The 16732-nt window shown below is 67.2% G+C and carries 18 protein-coding genes and 1 pseudogene; 14 read left to right on the top strand and 5 right to left on the bottom strand.

What is annotated here, in order from left to right; all coding sequences use genetic code 11:
• The 6 genes and pseudogenes from ABTZ89_RS21260 to ABTZ89_RS21235 all read left to right on the top strand — a co-directional run.
• A partial coding sequence (locus ABTZ89_RS21260) for an amidohydrolase family protein (RefSeq protein WP_351047285.1) occupies positions 1 to 519 on the top strand: 519 nt, incomplete at its 5' end.
• 82 nt (positions 520 to 601) lie between these two features.
• Positions 602 to 1855 (top strand): MFS transporter, encoded by a 1254-nt coding sequence (locus ABTZ89_RS21255; RefSeq protein WP_351047282.1) that lies wholly within the window; start codon positions 602 to 604, stop codon positions 1853 to 1855.
• A gap of 135 nt (positions 1856 to 1990) precedes the next feature.
• Positions 1991 to 2161, top strand: a complete 171-nt coding sequence (locus tag ABTZ89_RS21250; protein WP_270950996.1) for a helix-turn-helix domain-containing protein — start codon at positions 1991 to 1993, stop codon at positions 2159 to 2161.
• Positions 2146 to 2616 (top strand): MFS transporter, encoded by a 471-nt coding sequence (locus ABTZ89_RS21245; RefSeq protein ID WP_351047279.1) that lies wholly within the window; start codon positions 2146 to 2148, stop codon positions 2614 to 2616. The genes ABTZ89_RS21250 and ABTZ89_RS21245 overlap by 16 nt, the downstream gene beginning before the upstream one ends.
• A gap of 6 nt (positions 2617 to 2622) precedes the next feature.
• Positions 2623 to 3168, top strand: a complete 546-nt coding sequence (locus ABTZ89_RS21240) for an MFS transporter (protein ID WP_351047276.1) — start codon at positions 2623 to 2625, stop codon at positions 3166 to 3168.
• 56 nt (positions 3169 to 3224) lie between these two features.
• A pseudogene (locus tag ABTZ89_RS21235) lies at positions 3225 to 4198 on the top strand (IS481 family transposase).
• A gap of 104 nt (positions 4199 to 4302) precedes the next feature.
• On the opposite strand, the gene ABTZ89_RS21230 reads toward ABTZ89_RS21235, so the two are convergent.
• The 3 genes from ABTZ89_RS21230 to ABTZ89_RS21220 all read right to left on the bottom strand — a co-directional run bounded on the left by ABTZ89_RS21230 (position 4303) and on the right by ABTZ89_RS21220 (position 8354).
• The gene (locus tag ABTZ89_RS21230; RefSeq protein ID WP_351047273.1) at positions 4303 to 4860 is read right to left on the bottom strand and encodes a ferritin; all 558 of its coding nucleotides are present in this window, start codon (positions 4858 to 4860) and stop codon (positions 4303 to 4305) included.
• A gap of 101 nt (positions 4861 to 4961) precedes the next feature.
• Positions 4962 to 5555 (bottom strand): MFS transporter, encoded by a 594-nt coding sequence (locus tag ABTZ89_RS21225; RefSeq protein WP_351047270.1) that lies wholly within the window; start codon positions 5553 to 5555, stop codon positions 4962 to 4964.
• Between the two features lie 261 nt (positions 5556 to 5816).
• Complete coding sequence (locus tag ABTZ89_RS21220; RefSeq protein ID WP_270950967.1) at positions 5817 to 8354, bottom strand: heavy metal translocating P-type ATPase; 2538 nt, start codon at positions 8352 to 8354, stop codon at positions 5817 to 5819.
• Between the two features lie 150 nt (positions 8355 to 8504).
• On the opposite strand from ABTZ89_RS21220, the gene ABTZ89_RS21215 reads away from it, so the two are divergent.
• Complete coding sequence (locus ABTZ89_RS21215; RefSeq protein ID WP_351047266.1) at positions 8505 to 8747, top strand: YgaP-like transmembrane domain; 243 nt, start codon at positions 8505 to 8507, stop codon at positions 8745 to 8747.
• A gap of 70 nt (positions 8748 to 8817) precedes the next feature.
• Positions 8818 to 9036: a hypothetical protein gene (locus tag ABTZ89_RS21210; protein WP_351047263.1), complete on the top strand. Its 219-nt coding sequence runs from the start codon at positions 8818 to 8820 to the stop codon at positions 9034 to 9036.
• Positions 9037 to 9191: 155 nt separating this feature from the next.
• Here ABTZ89_RS21210 and ABTZ89_RS21205 read toward each other — a convergent pair whose 3' ends face one another.
• Positions 9192 to 9644, bottom strand: a complete 453-nt coding sequence (locus ABTZ89_RS21205; protein WP_351047288.1) for a GNAT family N-acetyltransferase — start codon at positions 9642 to 9644, stop codon at positions 9192 to 9194.
• A gap of 555 nt (positions 9645 to 10199) precedes the next feature.
• Positions 10200 to 10949, bottom strand: a complete 750-nt coding sequence (locus tag ABTZ89_RS21200; protein ID WP_351047261.1) for a P-loop nucleotide/nucleoside kinase family protein — start codon at positions 10947 to 10949, stop codon at positions 10200 to 10202.
• 418 nt (positions 10950 to 11367) lie between these two features.
• Here ABTZ89_RS21200 and ABTZ89_RS21195 point away from each other — a divergent pair, with 418 nt between their 5' ends.
• From ABTZ89_RS21195 to ABTZ89_RS21170, 6 genes are all read left to right on the top strand, one after another.
• Positions 11368 to 11775: an Hsp20/alpha crystallin family protein gene (locus ABTZ89_RS21195; protein WP_270950961.1), complete on the top strand. Its 408-nt coding sequence runs from the start codon at positions 11368 to 11370 to the stop codon at positions 11773 to 11775.
• A gap of 65 nt (positions 11776 to 11840) precedes the next feature.
• Positions 11841 to 12212 carry a CBS domain-containing protein gene (locus ABTZ89_RS21190; protein ID WP_351047257.1) on the top strand — a complete coding sequence of 124 codons (372 nt, stop codon included), beginning with the start codon at positions 11841 to 11843 and terminating at the stop codon, positions 12210 to 12212.
• 115 nt (positions 12213 to 12327) lie between these two features.
• Positions 12328 to 14100: an acetate--CoA ligase gene (gene acsA / locus ABTZ89_RS21185; protein ID WP_351047254.1), complete on the top strand. Its 1773-nt coding sequence runs from the start codon at positions 12328 to 12330 to the stop codon at positions 14098 to 14100.
• Positions 14097 to 15083 carry a pyruvate dehydrogenase (acetyl-transferring) E1 component subunit alpha gene (gene pdhA, locus ABTZ89_RS21180; protein WP_270950955.1) on the top strand — a complete coding sequence of 329 codons (987 nt, stop codon included), beginning with the start codon at positions 14097 to 14099 and terminating at the stop codon, positions 15081 to 15083. Before acsA ends, pdhA begins: the two co-directional genes overlap by 4 nt.
• 132 nt (positions 15084 to 15215) lie before the next feature.
• Positions 15216 to 16196 carry an alpha-ketoacid dehydrogenase subunit beta gene (locus ABTZ89_RS21175; RefSeq protein WP_270950954.1) on the top strand — a complete coding sequence of 327 codons (981 nt, stop codon included), beginning with the start codon at positions 15216 to 15218 and terminating at the stop codon, positions 16194 to 16196.
• A 16-nt stretch (positions 16197 to 16212) separates the two neighbouring features.
• On the top strand, positions 16213 to 16732 hold a 520-nt coding region (locus ABTZ89_RS21170; protein ID WP_351047250.1), incomplete at its 3' end, for a biotin/lipoyl-containing protein.

The raw sequence follows: 16732 nt of genomic DNA, 5'->3' as shown, positions 1-16732 counted from the left end.
CGCGATGCGCGGGTATCCGTCAGCCACTGGTGTTGGGCGTCTGCCGTGGTGACCGAGCTGGTACGTGCCTGTCCGGACACCACGATCGTCGTCGACCACTTCGGTGGACCGCTCGGAGTCGGGCCCTACGCCGAGCGGTCCGGCTCGGTGTTCGAGAACTGGCTCGAGCAGGTCACGGAGCTCGCCCGGTATCCCACCGTCCACATGAAACTATCCGGGGCCGGGCTGCGCGTGTTCGGCTTCCGGTTCGACGAGCGCGCTACACCGCCATCCTCCGACGAGCTGGCCGCAGCCATGGGTCGCTACCTCGACGCGTGTCTCGAGCGGTTCGGCCCCCGGCGCTGCATGTTCGCCAGCAACTTCCCCGTCGACAAAGGCATGTTCGGTTACCGGGTGCTGTGGAACGCCTTCGCGAAGGCCGCCGCGCGCCTGTCCGCCGCCGAACAGGCCGATCTGTTTCACGCCACGGCCGATTCCGTGTATCGGCTCGATCTCTCCCAGGAGCGTTTGCATGCCTGACGACCAACTCGCGGCGAGGACCACATCCTCAGTGGAGCGATCCGCGATCCGGCGGATCTCTTTCCGGCTTCTACCTTTCCTCGTGGTCGCCTACCTGATCGCCTACATCGACCGGTCCAACGTCGGTTTCGCCGGGCTGCAGATGAACGACGACCTCGGCTTGAGCGCCTCCCAGTTCGGGCTCGGCGCCTCGATGTTCTTCCTCGCCTACGTGCTTCTCGAAGTGCCCAGCAACGTCGCGCTGGCCAAGGTCGGTGCCCGCCGGTGGATCGGCCGCATCATGATCACCTGGGGCATCGTCGCGGTCGGCATGGCCTTCGCCGTCGGCCCGACCTCCTTCACGGTGCTGCGATTCCTGCTCGGCGCAGCCGAAGCGGGCTTCTTTCCCGGGGTCATTCTCTACCTCACCTTCTGGTTTCCCCCGTCATACCGGGCCAGGGTGATCGCGTGGTTCAGCATGGCCATCCCGATGGCCAGTGTGCTCGGCTCGCCGATATCGGGTTATCTCCTCGGCCTAGAGGGATTCCTGGGGCTCAGCGGCTGGCAATGGCTGTTCATCATCGAGGGCGCGCCCGCCGTGCTCATGGGATTCCTCGCGTTCATCGTGCTTCCCTCTCGACCGGGTGACGCCAAGTGGCTGCCCAACGACGAGCGTCAATGGCTTGAGTCCGCGCTGCGCGACCAGGAGAAGGCGGTCGACGACAGCCACCTGCCGCTGCGGAAACTGCTGCTCAACAAGACGATCCTGCTGCTGGCGCTGGTGTACGCATCCACCGCCGCCATCAGCCAGGGGCTGTCCTTGTGGCAACCGCAGATGATGAAGACGTTCGGTCTCAGCAACGCGCAGGTCGGCTGGCTCAACGCCGCGCCATTCGCGATCGCCGTCCTCGGCATGGTGCTGTGGGGCCGCTTCTCCGACCGGCGTGCGGAACGTGTCCGCGCCACCGCGATCCCGATCGGTCTCTCCGCGATCGCGCTCGCGTTCGTGCCGTTCGGTTCGTCGCCGGTGATTTTCCTGGTCATCGTTTCCGTCGTCCTCGTGGGCACGTATGCCGCAAAGGGGCCGTTTTGGAGCCTGTGCACGGAATGGATGAGCAAGCGTGAATCGGTTGCCGGTGTCGCCATGGTCAACGCGCTGGGCTCGCTGGCCGCGTTCGGCGGGAACTGGGTGATCGGGGAGATCAAGGATGCCACGGGCAGCTTTACCTGGGCACTCGCGCCCCTGATGGTCCTTGGCGCGGTCAGCGTGCTGGCTCTCCTGCTCGCTGCCCACCGTGCCAGGCGGAACGGCGAAAGGTCCTCGCGCGTCGCCATCGCCGACAAGACGGATCTGTAGCGGCACTCGCGCGGTCGGTCCGTGCTCATGTCTCCAGTGGTTCGATTCCTTTTCCGTGACGCCGCGATCCGTTTCCTGCGTGACCGAGAGGGTTTGTAACCGATCTTGGTGTTGACCGGGTGGGTGGAGTTGAGCGTGGAGCAGCGGGCTGAGTTGCGGACCCTGGTGAACAGTCCGGGCGTGTCGGCGGCGGTGGCGACCCGGGCCCGGATTGTGTTGTGGTGTGCGGAAGGGCGGTTGAAGAAGGAGGTCGCGGACCTGGCCGGGGTGTCGCGTCCGACGGTGGATCAGTGGCTTGCCCGCTGATCACGACATTCCCCGAAGGCACGGCGCGGAACAAGGCACTCGCGGTCTGGGGTGGTGTCGGCGGCCTTGGCGCGACGGCGGCGTTGCTCATCGGTGGACTGCTGACCGACCTCCTTGGCTGGGAGTGGATCTTCTTTCTCAACCTTCCCGTGACGGCGGTTCTGCTCGTGGCGGCGCCCGCGCTGTTGTGGGAAAGCCGCGACACCACGGTGAGCCGCCGCTTCGATGTACCGGGCGCGGTAACGCTGACAGGGGCGTTGGTGCTGGTATGCGCGGTGATCGCGCGGGGCCCGAAGCAGGATGGACCAGCGTGCAGACGCTCGTGCTGGCAGCGGCTGCCGTCGTGCTGGCCGTCGCATTCTGTTGGATCGAGTCGCGAACGCCATCGCCCGCTGGTGCCGCTGGGCGTGTTCCGGTCTCGGTCGTTGGTCGGTGGCAACGCCGTCGTGCTGTAGATCGGCATGGCCGCGTGGGCGATCGGCATGCTGACTTCCACGTACGGGCAGCAGGTCTTGGGGTTTTCGCCGCTGCGGTACGGGATGGGCACGATCGCGTTGACGCTGATGGCGTTCGTCGGTTCCTACGCCGCCCAGGCGCTCGTCGGCCGCGTCGGCGTCCGCCTCGTGGCGGCAGGAGCTGCCGTCTGTGCCGGCTGCGGCGCAGTCTTGCTGACGAGGATCGACGTCGACGGCACGTACTTCGCTGACCTTTTCGGCGGGCTTGTCCTCTTCGGCTGCGGCCTGGGAGCGGCGACCGCGGCAGGCACCGTGGCCGCGCTGTCCGGCGTGCCTGACGGCGATGCCGGAGTCGCGTCAGCGACGAACACCGCGTCGTTCCAGATCGGAGGTGCATTGGGGGCCGCCATTGCCACGACAGTGCTCGTCTCCCATACCGTCGGAGCAGGGAAGATTGCGTTGACGGCGGGTGTGCAGGCGGGCTTTGTCGCGGCCATCGTCATGCCAGCGTTGGCGCTCGTTGCGGCGATCGCAACGCTGCGCGGGCGATAAACGACACTCAACCATCTTGGCTCGTCCCACGGCGAGCCTACGGAAGGACTACCCCCATGGCACACCGCAACGCGCCGCTGAGTTTCGAAGGACGGCGACGTCTCGTCGACCGCTGCAGCGATCGTCCGGTTCCCGCGTCGCAGCCGAGATGGGCATCTCGCGGGCATGCGCGTCCAAGTGGTTCAACCGGTGGCGCCGCTACGGAGACGTCGGCCTGCTGGACCGGTCATCCACCCCGCGACGTCAACCGACCCCGACACCACCGGAGGTCGTCGAGCAGATCGAGACCTGGCGGCGCGAGTGCAAGTGGTCCGCATCCCGGATCACGTTCGAACTCAACGACGACGGCGTTCAGATCAGCCGTCGCACCGTTACCCGGATCATCGGCCGACTCGGGCTGAACCGGCGGAGATTCATCGACCCCGACGGCGACACCAACCGGCGACCCCGCCCCATCGTCGCGAAGCGGCCAGGGCACATGGTGCATGTGGACGTGAAGAAGGTTGGCCGCATTCCCGACGGCGACGGGTGGCGTGTCCACGGCCGCGACTCCGAGCAAGCCCGCGCGGCGGCACGATCGAAGACCAAGACCGGGAAACGCGGATACGTGTACCTGCACTCCGCCGTCGACGGCCACACCCGCCTCGCCTGCACCGAACCTCTGCCGGACGAGAAAGCCGCCACCGCGACAGGCTTCATGCACCGCGCGAGGGCCTGGTTCACGGCGCACGGGATCACCCACATCGAGCAGGTGGTAACCGACAACGGCCCGTGCTATCGCGCAGACGCGTTCACCCGGTCCTTGATCGGTGCGAGGCACAAACGGACGAAAGTGGAGCGCTACAACCGAATTCTGGCCGAAGAGTTTCTTTACGCCCGCACCTGGACCTCCGAGCAGCAGCGCGCGGATGCCCTCTGCATGTGGAACGCGCACCACAACTATCACCGCTCGCACGGTGCGGCGGGCGGACAGCCGCCCGCCGCCATGCTCGACCAGCGCGTAACGAACGTCGTGGCCTCATACAGGTAGATACGAGACGCGCAACCAGCGATCACGAATCAGAATTCGCACGAAGTTCACAGCATCGAGAAAACCTGCATCAACCGCCCCACCAGCACAGCCCCTGCTTTGGGTTATAGCTTCCCGCCCGCCACGCGCGGGGCTGCCGATTCGTTCCTGTCGTCGCCGACAGGGTCTCGTTCGAGGTAGTCCTCCATGTCGAACATGTTGCCCTGCGCGCGGTCCATGACATCGAGCATCGTGGTCATCTCGGAGACCTGTTCGACCTGTTCGGCCAAGAACCAACGCATGAACTCCTCGCCGAGGTAATCGGCATCCTGCCGGAGCGTCTGCGACAAGGCCGTGACTTCGTCGGTCACGGCGCGCTCCTTCTCCAAGGCGAGGGCAACGATCTCACTGGGATCCTCGAAGGTGTTGCGGACGGCCGGAACTCCCGGAATCTCGACCTCTATGTTGTTGTCCAACATGTATTGGACGATCCGCATCGCGTCATTGCGCTTCTTCAGCGAGTGCCTGTAGAAGTACGAAGCCAGCCGGGGAAGATCCCGCTGGTCGAACCACACTGCGATCGCAACGTATTGCTGCGACACGGCCAACTCATTGCCCACCTGCTCCTCGAAGAGGTTCTGGGCGCGGGACGTGCGCGGCACGATATTCACAACGCCATCCATACGCCTACACTACGATCGCCCACTCACCGTGCGTGAGATGGCAAAGGTCCCCACCTTCCGAGAGCGACAGCCGCGACCTGGTTCTTGAGGTGGCAGTTCGCTCATGCGGTGGTTGCTCTGTGCCGCAGCGCGGTGTAGGTCATCAAAGCGCAGAGCAGGGCGGTTGCCGCCAGCAGCACGAGACCGTAGGTGTAGTCGCCGACGGCCGCGTAGATCGATCCCATGATCAGGGGCGGGAAGAATCCACCCAGGCCACCGGCGGCGCCCACAACGCCGGTGACTGCTCCCACCTTGCCTTCTGGGGCGAGGGTGCCGACTAGTGCGAACACTGCCCCGGCACCGGCACCCAGGACCGCGGCCAGGCTGAGGAACACGATCGTGCCGAAGGGCACCAAGGGCAGTTCAACCGACGCCAGCACCGCCAGGAGCCCGGCGAGCACGCAGCATGCACCGAGCACCTGGATTCCGGAGATGTGGTCGGAAAGCCAACCTCCGAGGGGTCTGCAGACGACCGCGAGCACGATGAATCCGGCGGTGCGGAACGCCGCGTCCGTCGGGTCGAGACCAAAAGCGGTCTTGAGGTAGGTGGGCAGGTAGACGCTGAACGCGACGAATCCGCCGAAGGTCAATGCGTAGAGGACCGCCAGCTGCCACGTCACCGGCAGCCGCAGCATGGTGGTCGTGCGGCGGATCATCGACTCCGCCGGGGCCACGCGGTCGGCGGGGTCACGCAGTAGCCCTCCTCGGAGCCAGGCTGAAGGCGCATGCGCTGCCTAAATCGCGTCAGGCGCGCATTGTGGTCCACAGCGTCGCGGACAGCGACCTGCGTGCAAACTCGCAGCGACGTCAACCACCCGGCGGGAGTCCGAGACCGCGGCCGGACTTGAACTGAAACCCCGACCCATCCCCCTGGAGCCGCTTCGGCGCTGGGCTCTGGGTATGGCATGGGGACGTCATCATTTCTGGTCAGAAGCGGGTGTCGGGGCTCGTGTCGCCACCTGCGGCTGTCCGGTGACACGGCCCGCTGCTCGTGGCGGCGTGGTGCGGTGGCGGCGCAGGCGGTTGGAGTTGCCCACCACAGACAGCGATGACAAGGCCATCGCTGCGGCGGCCAGGATCGGCGACAGGCGCAGGCCCAGCACCGGGTACAGCACACCTGCGGCGATGGGCACGCCGACGGCGTTGTACACGAGCGCGAAGAACAGGTTCTGGCGGATGTTGCGCATGGTCGCTCGCGACAACTGGATCGCGACCGGAACCCCGCTCACCGATCCGGAGATGAGCGTGATGTCGGCGGACTCGATGGCGATGTCGGTACCGGTGCCGATCGCCAACCCCACGTCGGCGGCAGCCAGCGCGGGGGCGTCGTTGATGCCATCGCCGACCATGCCCACACGGCGCCCTTCTGCTTGCAGGCGGCGGATCTCGTCGGCCTTGTGTTCCGGCAGCACCTCGGCGAGCACGCGGGAGATCCCCACCTGGCCTGCGATGGCCGCGGCCGTGCGCGCGTCGTCCCCGGTGATCATGGCGGTCTCGATGCCGAGGCGGTGCAGCGCGGCGATCGCGGCGGCCGAGTCGTCCTTGACCGTGTCGGCCACCGCCAGCACACCAGCGGGCTCGCCGTCCAGGGCGGCCAGGATGGCGGTCTTGCCCTGCTCCGCGAACGCGGCAGCGGGCTGATCGAGTTCGCTGGCGTCGATCCCCGCGTCGGCCAGCAGCGTTCTGGTCCCGACCAGCACGGTGTGGCTCGCAGCCGTGGCACGCACACCTTTGCCGGTGATCGAAGTGAAGTTCGCCGCCTGCGGCACCTCCAGGCCGCGCTGCCGTGCTCCGGCCACGATCGCCTCCGCCAGCGGGTGTTCGCTGTCGGTCTCGGCAGCGGCGACCAGGGCGAGCAGCTCCCGCTCGTCGCGGTCGCCGGTGACGTGGAGGTCGGTGAGGGCTGGTGCACCTCGGGTGATGGTGCCGGTCTTGTCCAGCACAATGGTGTCGAGCTTGTGCGCGGTCTCCAACGCCTCGGCGGAGCGGATCAGGATCCCGGCTTTCGCGCCTTTGCCGGTACCGACCATGATCGACAACGGGGTCGCCAGCCCCAGCGCGCAGGGACAGGCGATGATCAACACCGCCACCCCGGACACCAGGGCATTGGTCGTCGTCGGGGGCGGTCCGACGATGAACCACGCGGCGAAGGCGATGATCGCAATGACGATCACTGCGGGCACGAAGTACGCCGAGGTGGCATCGGCCAGGCGCTGGATCGGCGCGCGGGAGGCCTGCGCGGCCTGCACCAGGCGGATGATCTGGGCCAGCATCGTATCGGCGCCGACCTTGGCCGCTCGGACCCGCAGGGAGCCGGTGCCGTTGATGGTGGCGCCGATGACGGTGTCGCCGGCGTGCTTGGTCGCTGGCATCGGTTCTCCGGTGACCATGGACTCATCCACTGCTGAACCGCCGGAGAGCACGGTGGCGTCCACCGGGATCTTCTCCCCGGGCCGGATGCGGATCTCGTCGCCGACCGCCACCTCCTCGACGGGTATCTCGGCTTCGCCCCCGTCGCGGACCACGCGCGCGGTGCGGGCCTGCATGCCCAGCAGGTCGCGGATTGCCTCCCCGGTGCCTGCCTTGGCGCGGGCCTCGAACAATCGACCGAGCAGGATCAGCGTCAGGATCACCCCGACGGCCTCGAAGTACACCTCCCGCGTCTCGGGCGGGAACGCACCGGGGGCGAAGGTGACGACGAGGCTGTAGCCGTAGGCCGCGACGGTGCCCAACGTGATGAGGCTGTTCATGTCGGCGTTGCGATGCGCCAGCGTCAGCCACCCGCTGCGGTGAATCGGCCAGCCCACGTACAGCATCACCGGCGTGATCAACACCAGCTGCATCCACCGGTCGAGCAGCACCGGCGGCACCCAGCTGACGCGGAACAGCTCGCTCGCCATGACCGCGAACAGCACCGGCACCGTCAACACCACACCCACGACCACTCGGCGGGTCAAGTCCTTGATCTCCGCCGCGCGCTCAGCAGCCTGCGCAGCCTCCTCCTCAGCCGCCCCCGCACCGGTCACCACCGGGGCGCTCTCGGATGGTCCCTCCACACGGGCCTCACTACCGGCCTGGCCATCAGGCTCCACCACGAGCCTGCCGTGGATCATGTTCATCCCGCAGGCGAACCCGAACGAACCCGCACGCGTGGGAGTCAGGCACACCGCGGTCCGGGTGAACGCGGGCAGCGCGGCAGTGACTCCCAGATCGGCGAAAACCACGCGAGAGGTGCAGTCCCCTTCCTCCTGCCTGTTGAACACCAGCTCAACAGGCACGTTCTGCCGGACCCGGATCGTCTCCGGTCGATACCCGCCCCGGACCGTCACCTCGACGCGCTGCACCCCGCCGGTCAGCTCAGCGGTACAGGCGCTCCGGGGGCCGAAGAAGTACCAGGCCACCACACCCACGCCCGCTGCGGCGACGACCAGCACGACCAAGTCGACAACAGACATGTGGACCTCTCACTGGAACAGCGCCCTCGTCAACGAGCGCCTCACATGTCGCTGAGGCGCGTCGCCCGGCCTCCGAGCAGCCAGGGCCGTTCGCCTCTACTGGCCGGCTCGGCCCCGCTAACGCTGGGGCTGTACGCCAGGGAGGTACCCATGAGGCGCCCCGTTCTGAACATCACCCCGCCGGAGCGAGTCGGTCGTGTCGTGGTCGTCCTTGCCGCGATCCTCGCGGGTGCGCTGCTGTTGACGTCGACCTCCGGGCTCCTTGCGATCGCCCTGGACATCCTGCTGGCAATGGCGGGAGCCGATCTCGCAGTCACCGGTGCACTGGGACATTGCCCGCTGTACCGCAGTCTCGGCTACACCCCGGCCTCGCTGGAACACAGAACGCCATAAGGCGTCCCTTGCCGAACCCGGAATCAGTGGGTGCACCCCGCGAGTCCAGTTGTCGTTGTGGAGGCTTGCGATGACCAGCTCGTCTGGCCTCGAGCATGGCACCGGCGGCAAGCACCGCGGGTGGCACCACTGGATGATGATCGTCTGCTGCCTCCCGATGCTGGCGATCGCCATTGCCCTGGTCGCCACCGGAGTGGTCAATGTCGGCTTCGTGCTCGTCGCGGTCGTCTGCGTGCTGATGATGGTTTTGATGATGTGGGGCATGACCGGAGGTAGCGGAAACCGGTAGTAACGCCACAGCACGAGGCCGACCAGCATCACGCTCGCGTCTACCCGGAAGTGCGCGACTGAGCATGGCCGTACCGACACGGCCGATCGCGGCCTGGCGAATGCTCCGGTCTACTTCGAGAAATTGTCAAGAGTCGCGGACTGGGCCGTCGATGTCTACCGCTGTTCCCACTCGGTCCGGGTGAGTTCGTACTCGACTTCACCGTGTTCGGAGCCCTCGATCGCTTCCGGCCAGTCCCCGGTGAAGTTCCGGACGAAGCACAGGCCCGACTTCTCCATGACGCGGCGGGAACGGGTGTTGACGGTCATCTCGTTCGCCATGACCCGCTCGACCTCCAGGTCCGTGAACCCCTTGTGGATCAGGGCCCGGGACCCCTCGGTGGCGTAGCCGTGCCCCCATACCGCCTGGTTCAAGCGGTAGCCGAGTTCGACCACGGCGGTGCTGTGCTCGTCCAACGGCCGGAACTCGAACCAGCCCAGGAAAGTGCCGGTGGTCTTCTCCTGCGCGGCCCAGTAGCCGCAGGTCTCCCAGCACGGGTAGTCATGCAGGAGTCCCGGCAGGACCCGCGTCTCGATGGCCTCGCGGCTGGTGGGACGGCCTCCGTTGATGAAGCGTAGCTAGCGGTGGTGTGCAGATCGAGTGGGGTCCGGCGATGATGTGGAACACCCACTACTCGAGCGCAACCAACCTGGTCTCCACGCAGCCGACGCCACGGCATTTCCCGGCTATGACACCCTGCGAGGTGACCAGATCGTCGGCATGTTGTCGGTCAACGCCCAGAGCAGAGCGATTTAGTACACACCTGGCACGGGCAGTTCATCAGAATGCAAGAGCAGCCCTGACAGCAGGAGCCGACGACGAAAGCGCTGGCCACGACTGCCCAGGTCTGCTGACGTGGTCGGAGATGCCCGAACCGGTACTGCATGCAGCAGCCAACCGACGCGATCGTGAGGATGGATGCGGACGCCATCTGCGGCAACGGACTGCACCTGTGCTCGGTCTTGTCCTCCTGGCCAGTGGCTGACCGCTCAACCGATCCGGTTCGTTGGTTGATCCCGTCCACCATCACCGTCCGGAATCGCCGAACGGATCAGCACGATCAATTCACTCCACATAGGACAGAGCTTTGCACCGTCGAGATCACCACGGGCCCGCACTCGGCTTCATTCCGCATCAAAGTCGGCCGATGACGGGATGTCCAGGGGTTCATCCCCCGGCGACTGGGCCACCACGAGTCGGCAGCAGGCACTTGGGATCGGATCTTCAACTTCTTCCACCGTCACCTGCTGGATCCAGCGCCCCCGGCGGGCGGTGATGCGGGCTTCGCTGATCTCGGCCGGCGCGACGCAGTGCAACTCGGACGGTGCGGCAGATGTTTCGCGCGCCACCGCCCTGGCCGCTTCGCGTTCCTCGGCATTGCTCCAACTCGCGTCCAGCACCACGTTCTCCCCGTGCGCGAGCAGAGTCCGGGCGCGCGTGAGCATTTCGCTGTAGGTGCCGTGGACGTTGTCGCTGTCGTACAGGCCTCGTCCGCATCCCGCATGTGCGGCGAGCTGAGCAGCACCGGGGAGCTCGCGGCGGAGCTGGTCGGTGCGGAGCATGACAGCGCACACGCGATCGGCCAGCGCGCCGGCCACGGTCGTCTTACCCGTTCCCGGAAGCCCACCCACCAGGACCAGCCTGATCTGCGCGGTGCGCAGGTGGCGCAGGGCGATGGCGGTCAGAGCCACCGCGTCCGCTGCCGCATCCGCACCCTGTGCACATCGCAGGCACGCGATCTTCGCGCGGACGAACGCCCGGTAGGCCACGTAGTGGTGGGCCAGGGATGTGGTGCTGCGGGACGCGGAGAATTCGCGGTACCAGGACAGGAAGTCCGCCGCGAGATCGGCGGAACCGAGCCGCTCCAGATCCATCGCCTTTCCGACACCGCCCGGTGCGACGAAGGGCGCTCGTGACGCTCCAGTTCTGGGCTTCATCTGGCATCTCCCGAAGTCGATCGCGGAGCTGGCAGGAAACTGCGAATTCGGGTGGGTACCGAGCACGGTGTCACGTACCGCAAGACGCGCCCGCCGAGCGCAGCGCAGGTAACGCAACTACTCACCGAGCAAGCCCGTTCAAGGCCTCCCCTCACCTCGACCGTACGGCTGCGCCGAGGTCGCACAACTCGGGATTCCACCTGGTATCCCAGTTCATCTCAGCGCCAACGGTTTCTCGCTCAGCCCGATCGGCATGCCCACTGCTCGTCTGGCGGGAACGGGCCGGTCGGCCCTAGCCCCCGGTGCTTGCCTGACGGACGCTGAGTCCAGGCACCTTTCGCCTCGGGAGGACATCATGACCAGCTTGCAGCCCCGATCTGGCCTGGGCCTGCCGGACATCTTCCAGATGTTCGAAACCGAGTGGCCCTTCGGCGAACGCCACACGATGCGGGTGGAGGCCTACACCGAGAAGGACGAGTTCGTGGTCCGGTGCGAACTTCCCGGTGTGGACCCCGACAAGGACATCCACATCAACGTCGAAGGCAACCAGCTCAAGATCAACGCCGAACGCAAGCACGAAGAACGTTCGGAACGCCACAGCGAGTTCCACTACGGCAGGTTCAGCCGCACCCTGCTGCTGCCGACCAACTGCAACACCGACGACGTCAAAGCCGAATACGAGGCGGGCATCCTCACCATCCGCATGCCACGCCGAGAAGCCGAGGCGCGCAAGGAGATCCCGGTGGCCCGCAAAGGGCAGTGACCGGACGTCCGCCGCCCAGCCCGGACGACCGCTCGCCCAACCACCGGCTGAAGGGGAGGGAAGCCGTGCGAGTCGATGAAGTCTTCCACGTCGGGACGTTGACCTGCGAGGCATCGGATCCGCTCGCTGAAGTGGCTCGGAAGATGACAGATGATCACGTCGGAGCCCTCGCCGTGCTGGACAACGACCGGATCGTCGGCATCATCTCCGAGCGCGACGTGGTCCGGGCGATCGCGGAACGAGCTGATCCGCAGGAGTCGACGGCCCTCTCGTTCGCCACCCAGCAGCTCGAAACAGCGACCGTCAGCGACGACACCAAGGACGTCGCACGCCGGATGCTCGACGCCGGAGTCCGCCACCTGCCGGTGAAGCAAGGGCACATGGTCATCGGCGTCATCTCCATGCGCGACCTCCTCGCGATCGAAACATGGCTCTGACGATGACCCGCCGGAACTCCCTCGGTAGCGCGTCCATCCCGTGAGTGCCGTTGTCCTCTAGCGACCGGGCAGGCTGCGGGATTACCTGGTCACGAGGACGGGGAGAGGGGACGTGATGCGGTGGGCGCCCATCAGCAAGCCATGTGAGCTGAGCGCCCGGCCGAACCTCGGTGATTACGAGCAGGCCCGGGCTGAGTTCGACTGGGCAACGGCTCGCTCCCAGCTCTCCGGCCTGCCCGGTGGGCGAGGGCTGAACATCGCTCACGAAGCCGTGGACCGGCACGCCGCTGGCGTACGAGCGCAAGCCACGGCCCTGCGTTGCGTGGACAAGCAAGACCAGGTGACGGAGATCGACTACGCCGAGTTGCGGGACCAGACCGGCAAGTTCGCCAACGTGCTGCGCGAGCACGGCGTCCAACGGGGCGAACGCGTGTTCACCCTCCTAGGACGCGTCCCAGCGCTGTACACCGCAGCGCTCGGAACCCTGAAGGCCGACTGCGTTCTCGCGCCGTTGTTCTCCGCCTTCGGCCCGCAGCCGGTGTTCGACCGGCTGCGGATCGGCGGCGGTGCCGTGCTGGTCACCACCTACCGCCTGTACCGGAACAAGATCCGGCAACTCCGCTCGGCCCTGCCAGACCTCCGGCATGTCTTCCTGGTGGGCGAGCCCACCGCCGAGCCCGGAACCACCGACTTGGCCGATGCCCTCGCACATGCCGATCCCGCCTTCGACATCCCGTCGACATCCCCGGAGGACTGGGCGTTGCTGCACTTCACCAGCGGCACCACCGGAGCCCCCAAGGGCGCGGTGCACGTCCACGAAGCGGTGGTCGCCCACCACACCACCGCAGCGCAGGCGCTCGACCTGCGACCGGATGACGTGTTCTGGTGCACCGCGGATCCGGGATGGGTCACCGGTACCTCGTACGGGATCATCGCGCCCTTGACGCATGGGGCGATCGTGGTCAGTGATGAAGGTGAGTTCGACGCGCGGCGCTGGTACCACGTGCTCGCCGAGCAACGCGTCACCGTCTGGTACACCGCCCCGACCGCGCTGCGGATGTTGATGCGGCACGGACCCGAACTGGCGTCCCGCTACGACCTGTCCGCCCTGCGCTACATCGCCAGCGTCGGCGAACCGCTCAATCCCGAAGTCGTCGTGTGGGGCCAGGAAGTGCTGGGACTGCCGGTCCACGACAACTGGTGGCAGACGGAGACCGGCGCGATCATGATCAGCAACTACCCGAGCGAGGAGATCCGGCCAGGGTCCATGGGGCGCCCGGTGCCCGGGATCGACGCAGCCCTGCTGGAACGCGGCGAGGACGGTCGCGCACTCGTCCACGGCGGCGAGGTTCGAGAACTGACCGGTGCCGACGTCGAGGGAGAACTGGCGCTGCGCCCTGGGTGGCCCTCGATGTTCCGCGGGTACCTGCACGACGAGGCCCGTTACGCCGCCTCCTTCGCCGGCGGTTGGTACCTCACCGGGGACATCGCCGCGCGGGACGCCGACGGCTACTACTGGTTCGTCGGGCGGGCCGACGACGTGATCAAGTCCGCCGGACACCTCGTCGGGCCCTTCGAGGTCGAAAGCGCGCTGATGGAACATCCCGCGGTGGCCGAAGCCGGCGTGATCGGCAAGCCGGACCCGATGGCCGGGGAACTGGTGAAGGCGTTCGTGTCCCTGCGCCCCGGGCACGCCCCGAGCGAAGAGCTGCGCACCGAGCTGCTGGCCTTCGGACGGCGTCAACTCGGTGCCGTGGCCCCCAAGGAGCTCACCTTCGACGACGACCTCCCGCACACCCGCAGCGGCAAGGTCATGCGCAGGCTGCTCAAAGCACGAGAACTCGGGCTGCCGGAAGGCGACCTGTCCACGTTGGAGAAGGCTCGATGAACCGACGAGAGACATCGGCAACCGGCGCGAAGGCCAAGCAGCGCACCGAACTGCTGCGGCAGATGGTGCGGATCCGGCGCTTCGAAGAGCGTTGCGTCGAGCTCTACAGCGCCGCGGAGATCCGCGGATTCATGCACCTCTACATCGGCGAGGAAGCCGTGGCCGCCGGGCTGATGCAGGCGCTCAGCCCCGACGACGCCGTGGTGTCGACCTATCGCGAACACGGTCATGCCCTGGCTCGTGGTGTGCCGATGGTCTCGGTGATGGCCGAGATGTTCGGCCGAACCACCGGGTGCAGCCGTGGCCGCGGCGGGTCGATGCACCTCTTCGACGTCTCCCGCCGGTTCTACGGCGGCAACGCCATCGTCGGCGGCGGGCTGCCGATCGCCGTCGGGCTCGCGCTCGCCGATGCCATGCGCGACCGGCCGCAGGTCACCGCATGCCTGTTCGGCGACGGCGCAGTCGCCGAAGGTGAGTTCCACGAATGCCTGAACCTCGCCGCGCTGTGGCGGCTTCCGGTCCTGTTCAGCTGCGAGAACAACCTCTACGCCATGGGCACCGCACTGGCCAGAGCACAGGCCGAAACCGATCTGGCGCTGCGAGCGAGCTCCTACGGAATGCCGTCATGGGCCGTCGACGGCATGGACGTCGAAGCAGTAGCGGCTGCGGGGAACCGCGCGGTGGAGACCATGCGCGCCAGCCCGGGGCCGTGCTTCCTGGAACTGCGGACCTACCGGTTCCGGGCGCACTCGATGTACGACGCCGAACGCTACCGGGACAAGGCCGAGGTCGAGCAGTGGAAGCAGCTCGACCCGATCGACCGGCTCACCGCCCGGATGCGCACCGACGGCGACCTCGACGACGACGCCCGAGCGACCCTGGACTCCGAGGTGGACGCCGAACTGGACCAGGCAGTGGCCGAAGCCCGCACCGGCCCCCTCGAACCAGCAGCGGACCTGACCCGATTCGTCTACAGCGAGTAGCCCCGTGTCAACCCCGGTCCTGCTCAACCGCACCTCAGGGGAACGTGACGCAAACCAGCCACAAGAAACTGCGGAATGCAAGATCGACACCGAACGCAACCACCACTGTGAATCACGGAGAGGCGGAACTGCATGAGCTCAGCGCAGAGCACTTACCGCGATGCCCTCCGCGAGGCGTTGCGGGATGCGCTGCGCGAAGACGAGCGGGTGTTCCTCATGGGCGAGGACGTCGGCCGCTACGGCGGATGCTTCGCCGTCAGCCTCGGTCTCCTGGAGGAGTTCGGCCCGGAGCGCATTCGGGACACCCCGCTTTCGGAGTCCGCCTTCGTCGGAGCCGGCATCGGCGCGGCCCTGGCCGGGATGCGACCGATCGTCGAGATCATGACCGTCAACTTCAGCCTGCTCGCCCTCGACCAGATCCTCAACAACGCCGCCACCCTGCTGCACATGTCCGGCGGCCAGCTCAACGTTCCGCTGGTCATCCGCATGACCACCGGAGCCGGACGCCAGCTCGCCGCCCAGCACTCCCACAGCCTGGAAGGCTGGTACGCCCACATCCCCGGTCTGCGCATCATCGCCCCGGCCACACTCCCCGACGCCCGCGGCATGCTGCGCCCGGCACTCGCCTGCCCGGACCCGGTGCTGATGTTCGAGCACGGCTCGCTCTACAACGCCACCGGCGAGCTCGACGACCCGGCCGAACCCGTCGACATCGACACCGCCGCCCACCGCCGCCACGGAACCGACGTAACACTCATCACCTACGGCGGCACCCTGCCCACAACGCTGACCGCCGCCGAACAACTCGCCGCCGACCACGTCGAGGCGGACATCATCGACCTGCGCACGCTGCGCCCGCTGGACGAGCCGACCATCCTCGACTCGGTACGCCGCACCCACCGCGCGGTCGTGATCGACGAGGGGTGGCGCAGCGGCAGCCTCTCCGCCGAGATCACCGCCCGCATCACCGAGCACTGCTTCTACGACCTCGACGCCCCGGTCGAGCGGGTGTGCAGCGCCGAGGTACCGATGCCCTACGCCAAGCACCTCGAAGAAGCCGCACTTCCGCAACCCGAGGACGTGGTGGCCGCCGCGCGACGGGCGGTGAGCTGACGTGGCGGAATTCCGGATGCCGTCACTCGGCGCGGACATGGACCAGGGCACCCTCGTCGAATGGCTCGTCCGGCCCGGCGACACCGTCCACAAAGGAGACCTGATCGCGGCGGTGGACACGCAGAAGGCCATCGTCGAAGTCGAATGCTTCGACACCGGCATCATCGACCGCCTGCTCGTGGAGCCAGGTCAGACGGTGCCGGTCGGTGCCCCCATGGCAGTCATCTCCGGCGGCGCGCAGGGAGCCCCGGCCGGTCCCGCACCACCCGAACCTGCCGCCGAACCGCCACCTCACCGGCCGATCGCCACTCCCCCGGTGCGCAAGCTCGCCGCCCAGCACGGGGTCGACCTCGCGACGATCCGCGGCACCGGACATCACGGCGCCATCACCCACGCCGACGTCGAGGCAGTCATCCACCACGCCGAACCGCTCGCCGGCACCTGCGCGAGGTGCTGGCGGCGCGCTCCGGCGGGGACGAAGACGCGTCGGTGGCCTTCGACGTCTACCGGCGCAGCTTGGTGCGGCACGCGGGAGC

Origin of the sequence: Saccharopolyspora sp. NPDC002686 (assembly GCF_040295745.1) — a bacterium.
Taxonomy (GTDB): Bacteria; Actinomycetota; Actinomycetes; order Mycobacteriales; family Pseudonocardiaceae; genus Saccharopolyspora; species Saccharopolyspora oryzae.
Note: the sequence above shows the minus strand (reverse complement) of the source record. Positions and strands in the feature narration are given on the sequence as shown.